This is a genomic window from Actinoplanes sp. NPDC049548 (assembly GCF_040676695.1).
GTDB lineage: Bacteria > Actinomycetota > Actinomycetes > Mycobacteriales > Micromonosporaceae > Actinoplanes.
The window spans coordinates 242941-258753 of the sequence record NZ_JBFAPM010000007.1 but is presented as its reverse complement, the minus strand read 5'-3'; the positions used below and the strand labels follow the sequence as shown (position 1 = coordinate 258753).

At 73.7% G+C, this 15813-nt stretch carries 14 protein-coding genes; 3 read left to right on the top strand and 11 right to left on the bottom strand.

Annotated elements, in window-relative coordinates:
- Positions 1 to 7: 7 nt before the first annotated feature.
- The 4 genes from alaS to AB0J80_RS16790 all read right to left on the bottom strand — a co-directional run bounded on the left by alaS (position 8) and on the right by AB0J80_RS16790 (position 4540).
- On the bottom strand, positions 8 to 2692 hold the full coding sequence (gene alaS / locus AB0J80_RS16805; RefSeq protein ID WP_364705476.1) for an alanine--tRNA ligase: 2685 nt from the start codon (positions 2690 to 2692) through the stop codon (positions 8 to 10).
- Positions 2689 to 2994, bottom strand: a complete 306-nt coding sequence (locus tag AB0J80_RS16800; RefSeq protein WP_364705474.1) for a hypothetical protein — start codon at positions 2992 to 2994, stop codon at positions 2689 to 2691. The genes alaS and AB0J80_RS16800 overlap by 4 nt, the downstream gene beginning before the upstream one ends.
- A 45-nt stretch (positions 2995 to 3039) precedes the next feature.
- On the bottom strand, positions 3040 to 3498 hold the full coding sequence (locus AB0J80_RS16795) for a DUF948 domain-containing protein (protein ID WP_364705472.1): 459 nt from the start codon (positions 3496 to 3498) through the stop codon (positions 3040 to 3042).
- A 76-nt stretch (positions 3499 to 3574) separates the two neighbouring features.
- Complete coding sequence (locus tag AB0J80_RS16790) at positions 3575 to 4540, bottom strand: hypothetical protein (RefSeq protein ID WP_364705470.1); 966 nt, start codon at positions 4538 to 4540, stop codon at positions 3575 to 3577.
- Positions 4541 to 5173: 633 nt separating this feature from the next.
- Between AB0J80_RS16790 and AB0J80_RS16785 the strand changes: the two genes are divergently transcribed.
- Positions 5174 to 6562, top strand: a complete 1389-nt coding sequence (locus AB0J80_RS16785; protein WP_364705469.1) for a hypothetical protein — start codon at positions 5174 to 5176, stop codon at positions 6560 to 6562.
- A gap of 770 nt (positions 6563 to 7332) precedes the next feature.
- On the opposite strand, the gene AB0J80_RS16780 is transcribed toward AB0J80_RS16785, so the two are convergent.
- The 4 genes from AB0J80_RS16780 to AB0J80_RS16765 all read right to left on the bottom strand — a co-directional run bounded on the left by AB0J80_RS16780 (position 7333) and on the right by AB0J80_RS16765 (position 10999).
- A complete protein-coding gene (locus AB0J80_RS16780; RefSeq protein WP_364705468.1) occupies positions 7333 to 8784 on the bottom strand; it encodes a replication-associated recombination protein A in 1452 nt (483 codons plus the stop codon).
- A gap of 96 nt (positions 8785 to 8880) precedes the next feature.
- Positions 8881 to 9090, bottom strand: coding sequence for a hypothetical protein (locus AB0J80_RS16775; RefSeq protein ID WP_364705467.1), 210 nt, complete (start codon positions 9088 to 9090; stop codon positions 8881 to 8883).
- 74 nt (positions 9091 to 9164) lie between these two features.
- Positions 9165 to 10439, bottom strand: coding sequence for an MFS transporter (locus AB0J80_RS16770; RefSeq protein ID WP_364705465.1), 1275 nt, complete (start codon positions 10437 to 10439; stop codon positions 9165 to 9167).
- Positions 10436 to 10999, bottom strand: coding sequence for a helix-turn-helix domain-containing protein (locus AB0J80_RS16765; RefSeq protein WP_364705464.1), 564 nt, complete (start codon positions 10997 to 10999; stop codon positions 10436 to 10438). Before AB0J80_RS16765 ends, AB0J80_RS16770 begins: the two co-directional genes overlap by 4 nt.
- A 59-nt stretch (positions 11000 to 11058) precedes the next feature.
- On the opposite strand from AB0J80_RS16765, the gene AB0J80_RS16760 reads away from it, so the two are divergent.
- Both AB0J80_RS16760 and AB0J80_RS16755 read left to right on the top strand, forming a co-directional pair.
- A complete protein-coding gene (locus tag AB0J80_RS16760; protein WP_364705463.1) occupies positions 11059 to 11538 on the top strand; it encodes a GNAT family N-acetyltransferase in 480 nt (159 codons plus the stop codon).
- Positions 11539 to 11561: 23 nt separating this feature from the next.
- Positions 11562 to 12584, top strand: coding sequence for a hypothetical protein (locus AB0J80_RS16755; protein ID WP_364705461.1), 1023 nt, complete (start codon positions 11562 to 11564; stop codon positions 12582 to 12584).
- Here AB0J80_RS16755 and AB0J80_RS16750 read toward each other — a convergent pair.
- From AB0J80_RS16750 to aspS, 3 genes are all read right to left on the bottom strand, one after another.
- Entirely contained in the window at positions 12568 to 13062 is a 495-nt protein-coding gene (locus AB0J80_RS16750) for a GyrI-like domain-containing protein (RefSeq protein WP_364705460.1), read from the bottom strand. The two genes, AB0J80_RS16755 and AB0J80_RS16750, sit on opposite strands and share 17 nt — an antisense overlap.
- Positions 13063 to 13188: 126 nt before the next feature.
- On the bottom strand, positions 13189 to 14010 hold the full coding sequence (locus AB0J80_RS16745; protein WP_364705458.1) for a sugar nucleotide-binding protein: 822 nt from the start codon (positions 14008 to 14010) through the stop codon (positions 13189 to 13191).
- Positions 14010 to 15812, bottom strand: coding sequence for an aspartate--tRNA ligase (gene aspS, locus AB0J80_RS16740; protein WP_364705457.1), 1803 nt, complete (start codon positions 15810 to 15812; stop codon positions 14010 to 14012). Before aspS ends, AB0J80_RS16745 begins: the two co-directional genes overlap by 1 nt.
- Between the last annotated feature and the right edge of the window lies 1 nt (position 15813).

Here is a 15813-nt window from a genome sequence, read left to right as displayed (position 1 = left end):
CTTCCTCTCAGGCAGCCTCGCCGACCGCCTTCTCCACCGCCGCCAGCAGCGCCGGGACCTGGTCAGCGGGCACTCCGCCGCCCTGCGCGAGGTCGGCGTTACCGCCGCCCCGGCCCGACAGGGCACCCTTCACCAGATCCGCCGCGGACAGGCCGCGACTCTTCGCCGTCGCGTTGACCGCTACGATCAGTGACGCCTTGCCGTTCGACCGGGCCGCCACCGCGACCACCGCGGGTCGACCACCGTCGATCTTGCCGCGGATCTCCTGCGCAAGGGTACGCACATCGTTGGTCGCGGCGCCCTCGGGTGCTTCGGTGCCCACGAACGCCACACCCCGCAGATCCCTCGCCTGCGCGGCCAGCGCACCAGCCCCACCGAGCACCATCTGCGCGCGCATCTTCTCGAGCTCCTTCTCCGCGTCGCGCAGCGCGGTGACGGTCTGCTCGACCCGCTCCGCGACCTGGTCGCCCGGCACCCGGAACAGCTCCGCGAGGCGGGTGACCAGCAGGTGCTCCTTGGCGAGGAACCCGAACGCGTCGATGCCGACGAGCGCCTCGACCCGGCGTACGCCCGAGCCGATCGAGGACTCGGTGAGGATCTTCACCAGGCCCAGCTGGCCCGAGCGGGCGACGTGCGTGCCGCCACAGAGTTCACGCGCGTAGTCGCCGACTTCAACCACTCGGACCTCATCGCCGTACTTCTCCCCGAACAGGGCCATCGCGCCGAGCCGGCGCGCTTCCTCCTGCGAGGTGATGAAGGCATGCACTTCGAGGTCCCGCAGCAGCACCTCGTTGACCTGCTGCTCGACGTCGTGCAGCACGCTGCCCGGCACCGCGCCCGGGGTGTTGAAGTCGAAGCGCAGCCGGCCCGGCGCGTTCAGCGAGCCCGCCTGGGTCGCCGACTCGCCGAGGAACGCCCGCATCGTCTGGTGGATCAGGTGCGTCGCGGTGTGCGACCGCGAGATCGCCTTGCGCCGCGTCACGTCGATCTCGGCGAAGCCGGCCTCACCCGAACGAACTTCGCCCCGGAGCACCCTGGCCTTGTGCACGATCAGACCCGGGATCGGCTGCTGCACGTCCACGACCTCGACCTGGCCGCCGCCGACGTTGATCAGTCCGGTGTCCGCCTGCTGGCCACCGCCCTCGGCGTAGAACGGGGTGCTGTCGAGGACCAGCTCGACGTAGTCGCCCTCGCCGGCCGCCTCGACGCGCGCGCCGCCGCTGCCCAGCAGCGCCCGCACCCGCGACTCCCGCGAGACCTCCGCGTAGCCGGTGAACTCGACCGGGCCGCCCGCGTCCAGCACCGAACGGTACGACGAGAGGTCCGCGTGCCCCGTCTTGCGCGCGGCCGCGTCCGCCTTCGCGCGGGACCGCTGGTCCGCCATCAGCCGGCGGAAGCCCTCCTGGTCCACGCTGAGGCCCTGCTCGGCCGCGATCTCCAGGGTCAGGTCGATCGGGAAGCCGTACGTGTCGTGCAGCTGGAACGCCTTGTCACCGGAGAGCGCCCGGCCGCCCTTGGACTTCGTGTCGGTGATCGCCGTGTCGAGGATCGTGGTGCCCGCGCGCAGCGTGGACAGGAACGCGTCCTCCTCCGCGTACGCGTACGAGGAGATCCGCTCGAACTCCTCCGCGACCTCCGGGTACGACGGGGACATGCAGTCGCGCGCCACCGGCAGCAGCTCGGGCAGCGCCGGAGCCTGCCAGCCCAGCAGCCGCATCGCCCGGATCGCCCGGCGCATGATGCGGCGCAGCACGTAGCCGCGCCCCTCGTTGGACGGCGTCACACCGTCGGCGATGAGCATGAGCGACGTGCGGACGTGGTCGGCGATCACGCGCAACCGCACGTCGTCGGGGTGCGACTGGTTGGCCGCGTGGCCCGAGTGCACGCCGTACTGCTTGCCGGTCAGGTCCGCCGCCCGCGCCAGGATCGGCCGCACCTCGTCGATCTCGTACAGGTTGTCGACGCCCTGCAGGATCGACGCGATGCGCTCCAGGCCCATGCCGGTGTCGATGTTCTGCTTGGGCAGGTCCCCGACGATCCGGAACTCTTCCTTGCTCTTCACGTCGGCGATCTCGTACTGCATGAAGACCAGGTTCCAGAACTCCAGGTACCGGTCCTCGTCGACCTCCGGACCGCCCTCCTGCCCGTACGCCGGACCGCGGTCGTAGTAGAGCTCGGAGCACGGACCGGCCGGGCCGGGGATGCCCATCGACCAGAAGTTGTCCTTCTTGCCGCGGCGCACGATCCGGTCGGCGGGCATGCCCGTCTGCCGCCAGATGTCGATGGCCTCGTCGTCGTCGAGGTAGACGGTCGCCCAGATCCGCTCCGGGTCCAGGCCGAAGCCACCCTGCTCGACCGGTTTGGTGGACAGCTCCCACGCCAGCGGGATGGCCCCCGCCTTGAAGTAGTCGCCGAACGAGAAGTTGCCGTTCATCTGGAAGAACGTGCCGTGCCGCGACGTCTTGCCGACCTCGTCGATGTCCGGCGTGCGGATGCACTTCTGCACGCTGACCGCCCGCTGGTACGGCGGGGTGCGCTGGCCCAGGAAGAACGGCACGAACTGGACCATGCCGGCGTTGATGAACAGCAGGTTCGGGTCGTCGATGGCGGGCAGCGGGGCACTCGGCACGACCGTGTGCCCGTTGGCCTCGAAATGCGCCAGATAGCGCCGCTTGATCTCCGCCGTCTTCATCGCTGACCCTCCTGGGCGTGCCGCCCGTGTGAACCGCCCTGCGCGTCGTCCCGCAGCTCGGCGAACTTGTCCTCGTAGAGCTCCCCAGCGGCGAAGGCCGCGTGGATCTCCCGCTCGCGCTCGGCCATACCCTCGCGCACGTCTTCCACGAAGCTACGCAGCGACTCGACGAGACCGCCAGCCGATTCCGACAGCGACGTGGCGATGCCGGACGGGGTGAACTCGTTGGCCTTCCGGGTGACCTTGCGGACGACGATGGCGCCGACGGCCAGGCCCACGCCCAGCCAGAGCAACCGCTTCATGAGTCTTCTCTCCGGTTCTTCGGCTTTTCGTACGCGCTCCAGGCGTCAGCGGGCCGCGCGGGCCGCCTTGCGCCGCTGCTTGAGGCTGGCGCGGACGTCGCGCTCCTCCTCGGCGTGCCGGCGGGCGGCGGCGGCCTTGCGCAGCCCGTACCCGAACGAGGCCACCTTGACCAGCGGGTTGGCGGCGGCGGCGGACACGACGGTGGCCAGGTTGGCGACGTTCGCCGTGACGTTCTGAGCGTGCTCGGTCATCGTGTCGATCTTCGCGAGCTGGACGTTGACACCGTCCAAAGAGACCTGCACCTGACCGAGCGCCGTGTTCACGTTCTCCACCGTCTCGGTGACGCCGCTGAGCAGCGGCCCGGTGCGGTCGTTCAGGTCGTTGATGGCCTGCGTCGCCGCGTCCACGGTGTGCCGCAACTTCAGAATCGGGAAGGCCAGCACGACCACGAGCATCAGGAACGCGCCCGCCGCGATCAGGCCTGCGATTTCTCCGGCGTTCATTACACGCGTCTCCTCTACCGACGGGCCGCTAAGCGTGACAACGTGCAGACCCTACCGTCCGTCACTGCGGTCCGCGTCACGACGCCGAGGGTGTCGGCTCCAGCAGGGGATCATTCGTCAGCACGGGGTCCGGCGTCTCGCCGATCAGCGAGGGGTCGACGGCGGGCTGCGGCTTGCCCCGCTCGTCCATCACGGCGTTCTGCACCTTGATCGTGACGGTCGACCCGACACACTTCGCGGGATCGGCGGTGGGCACGGTCCCGTCCGGCCCGGCGGACGGCAGCGTCGCCGGATCCTGCGCGGCGACGGCGTCCACGGCGCACTCCGGCTGGCGTACCCACAGGTCCAGAGTGAACTCGTCCCGCGTCCAGCAGGTGTACTTGCCCCCGGTGCCCGGCTGGTCGGTGCACTGCCCGCCGCGTACCGTCCACCCGGCGGACCGCAACGCGGCCGAATAGGCCTGGTTGGTCTCCTCGAACGGCCGCTCGGACTGGGCCTCCCGCTCCCGGAACCGGCAGTCGAAGAAGCACCACCGGCTCCCGCTGATCCGGTCGTCGGCGTCCTTGCCGGCCCACGCAGGCACATCGAGCGCGTCCAGGGAGTTGAAGACCGGGTCGCGGGTGGCCGACCGGATCCCGAAGATCAGCGGCAGCAGACCGAGCACGAGCACACTCAGCGAGACCAGCGTCAGGACGCGGAGGCGCCGCTTGGCCCGCATCTGCCGGCGCAGCTCCGACCGGGCACCCCGAAGACCACCCAGCGGACCACCTTCGCTGCCGGGCGCGTCGTGGTCATCATCGTTCGACGGTACGGACACACGCGCGGCGGCCGCGGCACGAACGGCGCCGGTGACCCGCCCGGACGGCTCGTCGCCGGGGACGTCGGCCGGCTCCTGACCGGGAACCCGGGCGGTGCCCTGGCCCGGCACGGCGACCGCCGAGGAAACCTGGGCGGTGGCCCGGCCCGGCACGGCGACCGCCGAGGAAACCTGGGCGGTGGCCCGGCCCGGCGGCACGTTCGCGGCGGCACGCACAGGCGGCACGGCGGCGGCTGCCCGGCTCGGAAGGTCACCCGCGGCGGGAACGCCCCCGCTCATCGGTCCCGCGCCGGGCACGGCTGGGCCCGCACTCGGCGCACCGGAGACCGGGCGCGGAGCACCCGAGGTGGGACGGATGCCACCCCCGGACGGGTACGGAGCACCCGACGTGGGACGGACGCCCCCCGCAGTGGGATATGGCGCCCCGGACGTCGGGCGAACGCCACCCGAGGTCGGGTACGGAGCACCCGAGGTGGGACGGGCCTGGCCCGTAGACGGATATGGCGCACCCGACGTCGGACGAACACCACCGGAGGTCGGGCTCGCGCTGCCGGAGGCCGGGCGTGCGCCGCCGGAGGCCGGGCCGGGCGCGCCCAGGGTCGGGTTCGCACCTCCCGATACGGGGCGCGGGCCACCCGCGACCGGGCCACCGGAGACCGGTCGTGGAGCGCCCGAGACCGGAGCGGGGGCGCCCGAGACCGGGCGCGGAGCGCCGGCGGCGAAGCCCGGACCTGATCCGGCGCGGCGCGGGATCGGACCCGTGCCGGACGGGATCGGGCCCGTGCCGTCGACTCCGGGACCGCGCGGAATCGGGCCCGTGCCGTCGACTCCCGGACCGCGCGGAATCGGGCCCGTGCCGTGCGGCACCGGACCCGTGCCGTCGGGAGCTGCCGGCGGGCGGACCGGAGCCGAAGCCGCCCGGCCCTGCGGCGCGGACGGGCGTCCGGGTGCGCCGGCGCGGCCGGGAGCTGCACCCGGTCCTGGCGGAACGACACCCGGAACGGGCTGGCCGGGCGGCTGCGGGCCGGGAGTGGCACGACCCGGCCGCGCGACGCCCGCCCGAGACTGACCGGGCGGCTGCTGACCGAGATGCTGCTGGCCGGGAGCACGACCCGGCTGGGCGGCACCCGGAGGCTGCTGACCGGGAGCGCCACCCGGCTGGGCGGCACCCGGACGCTGCTGACCGGGCGGCTGCTGGGCGGGGGCGGCACGACCCGGCTGGCCGGGGCGCGGCACCCGGCCGGTGCCCCGGGTCGGCGCACCCGGCGGGCGGCCTCCGGACTGTGCGATCTGCCCCGTGGTGCCGATGACGCCGGATGTGCTGCCCGCCATGGCTCCCGCACGGCCGGGCACCGGAGGGGTTCGGACGCCTTCCCGGCCCGGTACCACCGGCGGGACCACGGACGCCGATGCGCGGGCCGGTTGGGCCGGCCCGGTCGGACCGCCGTCCGGGGCGCCACGTCCGCGCCTGCCGGTGGGCATGTTTCCGGCGTCCGGGCCGCGTTGCCCGGCGGGCCGGATCGCTCCGGTGCCGCGGCCGATCGGGCCGGAGGGCTCGTCGGGGTCGGGGCGACCGTGGCGGCCGCCCTGCTCGACCGGCGGGTTGCCCGGGCGCACGCGGGCGGAGGCGGCTGTGTTGCGGGCGCCGAAGGATTGTCCGTCCGCGCCGGGTACGGCGGAGACGGGCCGGGCGGCACCGCTGCTCGGGCGTGCGGCGCCGCCGCCTTCGTGACGGCCGGCCGGTGCGCCGGGAGCGAACCCGGGCCGGCCTCGTTCGTCCGGCGCGCTCCGGCGACCGCCGCGCGGGAAGGCGCCCGTGCGCTCGGCCGCACCGGGATCGGGTACGGCCTGACCAGCGGACCGGTCCTGAGCCGCATGCCCGGCACGGTCCGGCGCGGCGTGACCGCCCACCCGGTCAGGCGCAGCGTGACCGCCCGCCTGATCAGGCGCGGCGTGACCGCCCACGCGGTCGGAAGCGGCGTGGCCGCCCGGCGCGGCGTAGCCGGCGTCCCGGTCGGGCACGGCATGGCTGCCGTGCCGCGCGGCCCCGGCAGCGCCCGGACCCGAGGGTGCCGGACCGCCGTGGCGTGGCTGCCCCGGCCCCGGGCGGCCAGGCCCTGCGGGGCTGCCCGGACCGGCCTGTTCGGGGTAGCCGTGCCCGGACGCCTCCGGCTGCTGATGCCGGGCGCCGCGGCCGGACGGAGACACCGGACGTCCGGTGGGCGACACGGGACGTCCCGGCGGTGACACGGGACGCCCGGTGGGCGAGACGGGCCGGCCGGGCAACCCACCCTGCGGGGGCCTGCCCGGAGAGACGGGGCGCGATGCCGGAACCTCGGGCGCGTTGCCGGAGGCCGGCACGCCGGACGCGGGACGCACGGGTGGGTAACCACCGGAGGGATGCCCGACGACGGGATGCCCGCCGGACGGACCGCCGATCGACGGGTGACCGCCGGAGGGCGAACCCAGGGCCGGGAACGAGCCGGACGGGCCACGGTCGTAACCCGGGGCGATGTGGCGACGTCCGTGACCGGGATCGGCCGCGTCCGGCTCGGGGGCGGCCCGGCGGCCGGACGGCGCAGCCGGCCCCCCGGCGAACGGCGGACGAGCGGGCGACCGCGGCGCCGAGGCGGGAACACCCCCGTGAGCAGCCGAATCAGGACCGCCACCGCGCGCACCCGAAGCAGGACCGCCACCGCGCGCAGGCGGAGGTGGGCCCGGGGCGGGCGGGGCGGACGCCGGCAGGGGTGGGAACGGGTCTGCGTCGGGTGCGTCGTCCGGGCCCGGGGCGCGCCGGCCGCTCTTGCTGGTGCGGGCCTCGCCCGGGGCCGCGCCGGGGCCGATGGCGCCGCCCTGTTCCTTGGCCGTGCGCAGGTCGTCGAGCCAGCCGGTCTCCTCGCGGGGTACCTCTTCGGGCTCGACCGGCTCCGGGCGGCCGCGACCGAACAGCCGGCGGCCGCGGCCGGTCTGTTCGCTGCGGTCGTCGTAGTCGTCGGGCCTTTCGGCACCGCGCCTGCTCACGGCTGGTCCTCTCCGGCGGCGGCGCCGCTGTCGTCTTGCTGCGAGGTCGTCGGGGCCTGCGGGCTCGTGGCGGGTGCCGTGCCCCGGACGATTCTGCGCAGCCGGGGCAAGCGGTCCGCCACCGCTCGCTCGGCGCCGTGGTCGGTCGGGGTGTAGTAGTCGGCGCCGATCAGATCATCCGGCACGTACTGCTGCCTAACAACACCCTTGGGGTCGTCATGTGGATAGCGGTAGCCCTTGCCGTGACCCAGGCCACGCGATCCCGGGTAGTGGGCGTCGCGCAGGTGGGCGGGGACGGCGCCGCCGCGGCCGGCGCGGACGTCGGCGATCGCGGCCGAGATCGCGGTGGTGACGCTGTTGGACTTGGGGGCGGTGGCCAGGTGTACGACCGCCTGGGCCAAGTTGAGCTGGGCCTCGGGCAGGCCGACCGACTGCACGGCCTGGGCGGCCGCCGTCGCCACAAGCAGTGCCTGCGGGTCCGCCATGCCGACGTCCTCGCTGGCGAAGATGACGATGCGCCGGGCGATGAAGCGGGGGTCCTCACCGGCCACCAGCATCCGGGCCAGCCAGTGCAGGGCCGCGTCCGGGTCGGAGCCGCGCATGCTCTTGATGAAGGCGCTGGTCACGTCGTAGTGGGCGTCGCCGTCGCGGTCGTAGCGGACGGCGGCCACGTCGACGGCCTTCTCCGCCGTGGCCAGGTCGATCTCGGTGACGCCCTGGGCCGCCGCGGACCCGGCTGCGGCCTCCAGCGCCGTCAGGGCCTTACGGACGTCGCCTGCTGCCAGGCGTACGAGATGGTCCTCGGCCTCCGCGCTGAGGGTGACGGCACCGCCGAGGCCGCGCTCGTCGGTGACCGCGCGGCGGATGAGGCGGCGGACGTCGTTCTCGTCGAGGGCCTGGAGGGTGAGCAGCACGCAGCGGGACAGCAGCGGGGAGATGACCGAGAAGTACGGGTTCTCCGTGGTGGCGGCGAGCAGGGTGACGGTGCGGTCCTCGACGGCGGCGAGCAGCGAGTCCTGCTGGGTCTTGCTGAAGCGGTGCACCTCGTCGATGAACAGGACGGTCGGGGGTCCTCCGGCGCGACGTTCGCGGCGGGCCGTGTCGATGACCGCGCGGACGTCCTTGACGCCGGCCGTCAGCGCGGACATGGCGACGAACTTGCGATCGGTGGCGGCGGCGACCAGGTGGGCGATCGTGGTCTTGCCGGTGCCGGGCGGGCCCCACAGGATCACCGACATCGGGGTGGTGCCGGTGACGAGCTGGCGCAGCGGCGCGCCGGGGGCCAGCAGGTGCTGCTGGCCGACGAGCTCGTCGAGGGTGGCCGGGCGCATGCGCACGGGCAGCGGCGAGTCGGCCGCGGGCCGGGTGAAGCCGGACTCCGCGCCGGCCGGTGCCGCGGTGCCCACGCCACCCGGCCCGGTCAGGGGAAAGAGTCCGTCGAATTCCATCGGCAACGACAGTACCGGCCCGCCCTCCGGTGCCGGAAATGCACCAATGCGGGCGGGCCGGGTCGTGACCCCGCGTACGCGGGCAACAACAGAAAGTCAGCCGCGTCCGGGCCGACGGCCGTAGAAGCGTCGGCCGCTGCCGGTGCCGGAGCGCGGGCCGCTGCCGACGCCGGCCAGGTAGAGCGACAGCAGCAGCAGGCCGAGGGAGGCGAACGTCGGGAAGTTGAACAGGTCCGTGGTCTTCACGTCGAGCAGGTCGAGGAGCAGGTAGATGCCGAAGACGACGGCCGCGGCGATCGCGAGCATGGTGGGCCTCCAGTGGGGGGTGAGAGCACTTGCGCGTGCTGTTACCCCGGGGGTGGTCGCGCGCAAACCCCCGGTCAGGGCGCCGGGACCACCTCGGCCGGTGTGGACGGTACGGTCTCCGGCACCGCCCGCCGGGCCACCAGGTACAGCGGCGCCGCGGCGGCCAGCACGGCGGCGCCGAGCAGCAGCGACGCCACCAGGCTCACCCGGGTGGCGACGGCGGTGAGCACGATCAGGCCGAGGGACGCCGCGGGCTGGGCGACCATCGAGTTCAGAGAGACCAGGCTCGCCCGGTACGGCCCCTGCACCTGCCGATGCAGCAGTCCTCTGTGCACCGGGTCGGAGGCGCCGTGCACCGTGTAGCAGAGCAGGAACGCAGCGACCACCCCGACCGGCCCGGCGAACAGCGCCATCCCGGCGACGGTGACACCCTGCAGGATCCGCAGAGCGAACCCGGTCCAGGGAGCACCGATGCGGCGGGCCAGAACCGGGACCAGGGCGGCGCCGGCCGCGGACGCCAGCCAGGCGACCGAGCCGACCGGGCCCATCAGCGCCGACGCCCGGTCGGGGTCGCCCAGCACGTCGGCCAGGCGTACGGGCGTGAGGCTCTCGAAGGCGATCATGCCGAAGCCCCAGAACACCTCGACGGCGATGAGCGCGACGACGATCCGCGACCGGCGCAGGAGCCCGAGCGCGCCCCCGATCGCCGCCGGCACGCCCCGGACGGAGGCGGTCAGCGCGGCGACACCCCGATGGGTACGCGGCTCGGCCATCAGCGCGGCCACCGCGACGAACGAGACGACCTGCAGACCGAGCGCCACGTACACCGGTGAGCTGAGCGCGCTGACCGGTCCGAACGGGCCGAGGGCGACGAGGCCGCCGGTGAGCAGGGCGCCGGCCGCGATGGCCACGCCGATCACCACGCCGCTGCGGCTCAGCCCTGTCTCGATGTCGGCGTGCTCGTCGGCGGCGAGGGTCTGGTCCACGTACCAGGCCTCGAGCGGTCCACTGTCGAGGGCGCGGTAGACGCCCTGCAGGAGGTAGAAGAGCACGAAGAGCACGACCGAGTGGGCGACGGTCAGCAGGCTCATCGCCACGATGTCGACGACGCTCGCGATCAGGAGCACGGGCCGCCGGCCGATCGCGTCGGACAGGCCGCCGGTCGGCAGCTCGAGCAGCAGGACCGTCATGCCCTGCAGGGCGGCGGCCGAACCGTACTGGGCCAGAGTCAGGCCGCGTTCCAGGGGCAGCAGGACGATCACCGGGATCATCAGGCCCACGGGCAGCCAGCGCAGCGCGAGCAGCAGCAGGAACCGGCGCTGGACGCGGGCGGGGGTGAGCGCGCTCACGACTCGGCCACTCTCGGCATGCCGTACAGGTAGAAGATGATCTGCCGGGCGTCCGGGCCCGGACCCGCGCCGCGATAGCGCTCGACGACCTCGGCGAGCTCGGCGTTGAGGGCCTTGAGCTGGTCGGCGGAGAGCTGCAGCCAGTAGTCGGAGAACTCGGCGGCCTCCCGCCACTCCGGCGGCGCGTCGCCCTGGGTGCGGTGCCAGGCCTGGACCTGTTCGACGAAGCCGCGCAGCAGGGATCCTTCGAGCCAGTCCGCCGCCGCGGTGGCGTCGGCGTCGCCGGCGAAGTCGTCGCGCTGCCAGCTCGACATCTCGTGCGCCGAGCGCCACCAGCGTTCCCGGCCGCGGCCGGGCCGCTCCTCCTCCAGCACCAGGCCGACGTCGGCGAGCTGCCGCAGGTGGTAGCTGGTCGCCCCGGTGTTCGTCCCGAGCGCCTGCGCCAGCCGCGTGGCGGTCGCCGGCCCGTCCAGGCGCAGCCGGCCCAGCAGCCGGAACCGCAACGGATGGGCCAGCACCCGGATCTGCCGGGCGTCGAGGTGCACTTCCCTTTGCTCCATACCTTGCACAATACTTGTGCATAGAAATTGTGCAAGCTTTCTGTGCAAGCATGGGCGTCATGATCGATGCGAGACTGGCGGCGCCCGCGGACGCGCCGGAACTGATCCGCCTCCGCAAGGTGATGATCGACTCCATGGGCGACGACCCCGCACCCTCCGGCGAATGGGAACGCACCGGCGTCGCGATCCTCCAGAAACAGCTCGCGGCGGCGGACGGCACGCTCGCCGCCTTCGTCGTCGACCGCCCCGACGGCCCCGGGCTCGCGGCCTGCGTCGTGGGCGCGGTGGACCAGCGGCTCCCGAACCCGCGGGACCCGACCGGACTGCGGGGGTACGTGTACAACGTCGCGACCGACCCCGCGTACCGCCGGAGGGGTTACTCCCGGGCCTGCATGACCGCCCTCATCGGCTGGTTCAGGGCCCACCGCATCCGCGCCGTGGACCTGCGGGCCTCCCGCGACGGGGAACCCCTGTACGCCGACCTCGGCTTCCGCCGCACGAACGACCCGGCGATGCGACTACGCCTTGACCTCAACTGAGCTTCAAGGCGCAGAGTGCCGCCATGGTCCTCGACGAAGCCCTCCAGCGCCTGCACCACACCGGCCCCGAACGCGACGGCTGGCTGTCCAACCACGCCCCGATGGCGGCGGAGGCGCTCGTCCGCCGGAACCGGGCCGGCGCCGTCCACCGCTGGCTGGACCGCTACGGGTCCCGGCTCGAGGAACGGCCCCGCGGCGTCGCACCGATCCCGGCCCAGGAGTGGCGCGACCCGCTGGGTGACCCCGTACGCACCGGCGACTGGCTCACGTTCTTCGAGCGGGAGACCGCGCTGGCACCGTGGCGCGACGTGCTCGCCACCTGGTGGCCGCGCCTGCTCCCCGGCATCGCCGCCGGCGCCACCCACGGGGTGATCCGGGTCGGCCACGCCGTCCGCACCCTGCTCGACGCGGAGACGCCCGAGCGCGTCGCCGAGCTGGGCGACGGGCTGGCGTACTGGGCGGCCCGCTGGCAGCCGCTGGCCCCGGCCGGGCAGGGCCCGTACCGCCGCGCGGACCCCCGGGCGGCACTCGACGCCGTCCCCCGCGTACCCGATCAGCGGTTCGGCATCCGCAACCGGCTCGCCCAGCTCGCCCACCTGCCGGACTGGCCGCGGGCAGCCGGCGCGGTGCCCGGCGACGGCGACCCGGCACCCCGGCTCGCGGCGATCGTCGCCGCCGCGGTCCGCAGGCACACCACCCACGGGTACGGGAACCCGGTGATGCTCGTCCACGCCGCGACGGCACCCGCAGCCGTCCTGCGAACCCTTCCGGCGCTGCCACCGGCGCTGCACCCGGCGAGCCTGGCCGCGGCATGGGCGGCGAGCGCGGCGGTCACCGCGGCCTACTCACCGCGCACGGCTGCGCCCGTACCGGTGGACACCGAGGAGCCGGACCCGGACGCCGTGATCGACGCCGCGGTCCGCTCGGCCGACGCCCACGCGATCAAGTTCGCGGACGCGGCGATCGAGTCCTGGACGGGCACCGGCGACCCGGCCCTGCTCGTCGCCGGGCGCCACGCCACGGACCTGATCAGCCGGCCAGCTTGAACAGCAGCACCGTCTCCCACTTGTGCATGTCGGGCTCCTGGGCCGGATCGGTCATGAGCACCTCCAGCCGCGCACCCCACACCTCACCCTCGGGCGTCGGCGTCCGGTCCCACTCGAGGCCCCGATGCTGCGCCCAGTCGAGCAGGCGCGCGGTGACGCCCATGAGCTCGTCGGGATGCCCGACATGCGTGACGGTCGCATACCGCCCCGCCGGCAGCACGTCCACGAACATCGGCTCCGCCACGTCGATCGGCGCCGCCACCGGAATCCCGGCCTCGACCACCAGCTCGGCCGACATGTCGATGACCCGGTAACGGAAGAAGGGCGCCCCCACGGGCGTGACCCCCCGCTCCCCCAGCCACCCGAACATCGTCGGTAGATGATCGGCGACCCGGGCGAACTCGGTCATGGTGATCGACTCCCGCCGCCCGACATAAACCTGCTCGGGCCGCTCCACGATGGTGGGTTCCGCCAGCATGCGAACCATCATGACGGCTTTCACCGCACCCGCAATCGGTACGCGCTCAACCAGCGGCGGCAGAGCTCCGTTCGTGACTGGCCATCCAGGTGGGGCCGTGGCCGAAAAGGCGATGGTCCGTTCCGCTCAGTCCACACAGCTCTTCGAGAGCGCGTCGGCGACCGGGCGCAGCGGGGTCCTGAGGAGCGTGGTGGCGCGGGACGAGTCGAGCACCACGTTGGCCGGCCGGGGGCCCAGGCCGCCCTCGGCGGCGGTGCAGGTGGGGACCGCTGCCGGGTCCACGTTGTGGGCTGCGGCCACGAGGCGGCCCAGGTCGGCGCGGCTCATCCGCTCGGGGCCTGCCACGTTGATGATGCCGGCGTAGCCGGAGGTGGCCAGCTCGAGGATCGCCGCGGCCAGGTCCGTCGCGTCGATCGGGCAGCGGTACTCGTCGGTGAAGAGGGCGCCCCGGGTGCGGCCGGTGGCCAGGGCCAGGGCCAGCTGGACCTGCTTGCTGCGCTCGTCGCCGACGATCAGGGAGGTGCGGACCAGGACGGCGTCCGGGTCGATCGCCCTGACGGCTGTCTCTGCGGCTGCTTTGGCCGCCCCGTAGAAGGAGACCGGGGTCGGGGGTTCGTCGTCGCCGTACGGGGAGGGGCGTCCCGCGTGCACCGCGTCCGTGGAGACGTGCACGAGGCGGGCGCCCACTGTGGACGCCGCCGTGGCCACGTTCGCCGCCCCGTCGGCGCAGGTGGTCCAGCTGTCGGCCCGGTATGCCGTGTTGACGATCAGCTCTGGGCGTACCGATGAGATCAGGGTGTGGACCGCGGCGCGGTCGGTGATGTCCAAGGGTGACCAGCCCGTTGCCGGGGTTGTCGTCGTGCCGGTGACGTCGTCGCCGGCCGCCGACGCGAGCCGGGCCACCTCGCCGCCGAGGTGGCCGCTCGCGCCGACGACCAGCGTGCGCATCAGTTCGAGCGTTCGACCGGTACGGCCTGTCCGTCGGTGCCCGGAGTCGCCGTGGCGGCCTTGGGCTTGGCGTCGATCCCGGCCTCCTTGCGCTGGTCGGCGGTGATCGCGGTGGGCGCGCCGGTCAGCGGGTCGAAGCCGCCGCGGGTCTTCGGGAAGGCGATGACCTCGCGGATGGAGTCGTTGCCGGACAGCAGCATGCAGGTGCGGTCCCAGCCCAGCGCGATGCCGGCGTGCGGCGGCGGGCCGTACTTGAACGCCTCCAGCAGGAAGCCGAACTTGTCCTGGGCCTCCTCCGGCGTGATGCCGAGCAGGGCGAAGACCCGGCTCTGCACGTCCGCCTGGTGGATACGGACGCTGCCGCCGCCGATCTCGTTGCCGTTGACCACGATGTCGTACGCATACGCCAGCGCGCGGTCCGGCGCCTCCTCGAAGCGGTCCAGCCACTCCGCGTTCGGCGAGGTGAACGGGTGGTGCACGGCCGTCCAGCCGCCCTCGTCGGTCTTCTCGAACATGGGCGCGTCGACCACCCAGCAGAACGCCCACGCCGACTCGTCGATCAGGCCGGCGCGCTTGGCGATCTCGATGCGGGCCGCGCCGAGCAGCTCCTGTGCCTCCCGGCGCTCGGTCGCCGCCGCGAAGAAGATCGCGTCACCGGGCTTGGCACCGACCACGTCGGCCAGACCGGACAGGTGGTCGGCGGAGAGGTTCTTCGCGACCGGGCCGCGCGGCTCCCCGGTCGACTCGTCGAGGACCACGTAGGCCAGGCCGCGGGCGCCGCGCGCCTTGGCCCAGTCCTGCCAGCCGTCCAGCTCCTTGCGGGTCTGCGAGGCGCCGCCGGGCATGACCACCGCGCCCACGTAGCCGCCGGCGTCGATGGCGCCGGCGAACACCCGGAACTCGGTGCCGCGCAGGTAGTCGGTGAGCTCGGTCAGCTCGACGCCGTAGCGCAGGTCGGGCTTGTCGGAGCCGTACCGGTTCATCGCGTCGTGCCAGGTGATCCGCGGGATCGGGGTCGGCACGGTGTAGCCGGCCAGCTCGCCCCACAGCTTGCTGACGAGCTCCTCGCCCAGCTCGATGATGTCGTCCTGGGTGACGAAGGACATCTCGATGTCGAGCTGGGTGAACTCGGGCTGCCGGTCGGCGCGGAAGTCCTCGTCGCGGTAGCAGCGGGCGATCTGGTAGTAGCGCTCCATGCCCGCGACCATCAGGAGCTGCTTGAACAGCTGCGGGGACTGCGGGAGGGCGTACCAGGTGCCGGGCTGCAGGCGCACGGGAACGAGGAAGTCGCGGGCGCCCTCGGGAGTGGACCGGGTGAGGGTCGGCGTCTCGATCTCGTTGAAGTCGCGGGCGTGCAGCACCTCGCGGGCGATCTGGTTGGCCCGGCTGCGCAGCTTGAGCGCCTTGGCCGGGCCGGAGCGCCGCAGGTCGAGGTAGCGGTACTTGAGGCGCAGGTCGTCGCCGGCCTCGATGTTGTCGTCGACCGGCAGCGGCAGCGGCGCGGCCTCGGAGAGCACGACCAGCTCGCTCGCCACGACCTCGATCGCGCCGGTGGCCAGCTCCGGGTTCTCGTTGCCCTCAGGGCGGGCGGTGACCTCGCCGGTCACCTTGACGCAGAACTCGTTGCGCAGCGCGTGCGCGTCCTCCTCGCGGAAGACGACCTGCACGACGCCGGAGCCGTCCCGGAGGTCGACGAAGATCACGCCGCCGTGGTCGCGCCGGCGGGCCACCCACCCGGCGAGCGTCACCGACTGGCCGGCGTGGTCGGCCCGCAGGCTGCCGGCGTCATGGGTACGGATCACG

What these genes read in the sequence shown, in the direction of transcription:
- AB0J80_RS16800 (WP_364705474.1), bottom strand. Translation starts at nt 2,994, where the DNA reads ATGAAGCGGTTGCTCTGGCTGGGCGTGGGCCTGGCCGTCGGCGCCATC.
- AB0J80_RS16775 (WP_364705467.1), bottom strand. Translation starts at nt 9,090, where the DNA reads ATGCTCGCGATCGCCGCGGCCGTCGTCTTCGGCATCTACCTGCTCCTC.
- AB0J80_RS16765 (WP_364705464.1), bottom strand. Translation starts at nt 10,999, where the DNA reads ATGGAGCAAAGGGAAGTGCACCTCGACGCCCGGCAGATCCGGGTGCTG.
- AB0J80_RS16760 (WP_364705463.1), top strand. Translation starts at nt 11,059, where the DNA reads ATGATCGATGCGAGACTGGCGGCGCCCGCGGACGCGCCGGAACTGATC.
- AB0J80_RS16750 (WP_364705460.1), bottom strand. Translation starts at nt 13,062, where the DNA reads ATGCTGGCGGAACCCACCATCGTGGAGCGGCCCGAGCAGGTTTATGTC.
- AB0J80_RS16795 (WP_364705472.1), bottom strand. Translation starts at nt 3,498, where the DNA reads ATGAACGCCGGAGAAATCGCAGGCCTGATCGCGGCGGGCGCGTTCCTG.
- AB0J80_RS16755 (WP_364705461.1), top strand. Translation starts at nt 11,562, where the DNA reads ATGGTCCTCGACGAAGCCCTCCAGCGCCTGCACCACACCGGCCCCGAA.
- AB0J80_RS16780 (WP_364705468.1), bottom strand. Translation starts at nt 8,784, where the DNA reads ATGGAATTCGACGGACTCTTTCCCCTGACCGGGCCGGGTGGCGTGGGC.
- AB0J80_RS16745 (WP_364705458.1), bottom strand. Translation starts at nt 14,010, where the DNA reads ATGCGCACGCTGGTCGTCGGCGCGAGCGGCCACCTCGGCGGCGAGGTG.
- alaS (WP_364705476.1), bottom strand. Translation starts at nt 2,692, where the DNA reads ATGAAGACGGCGGAGATCAAGCGGCGCTATCTGGCGCATTTCGAGGCC.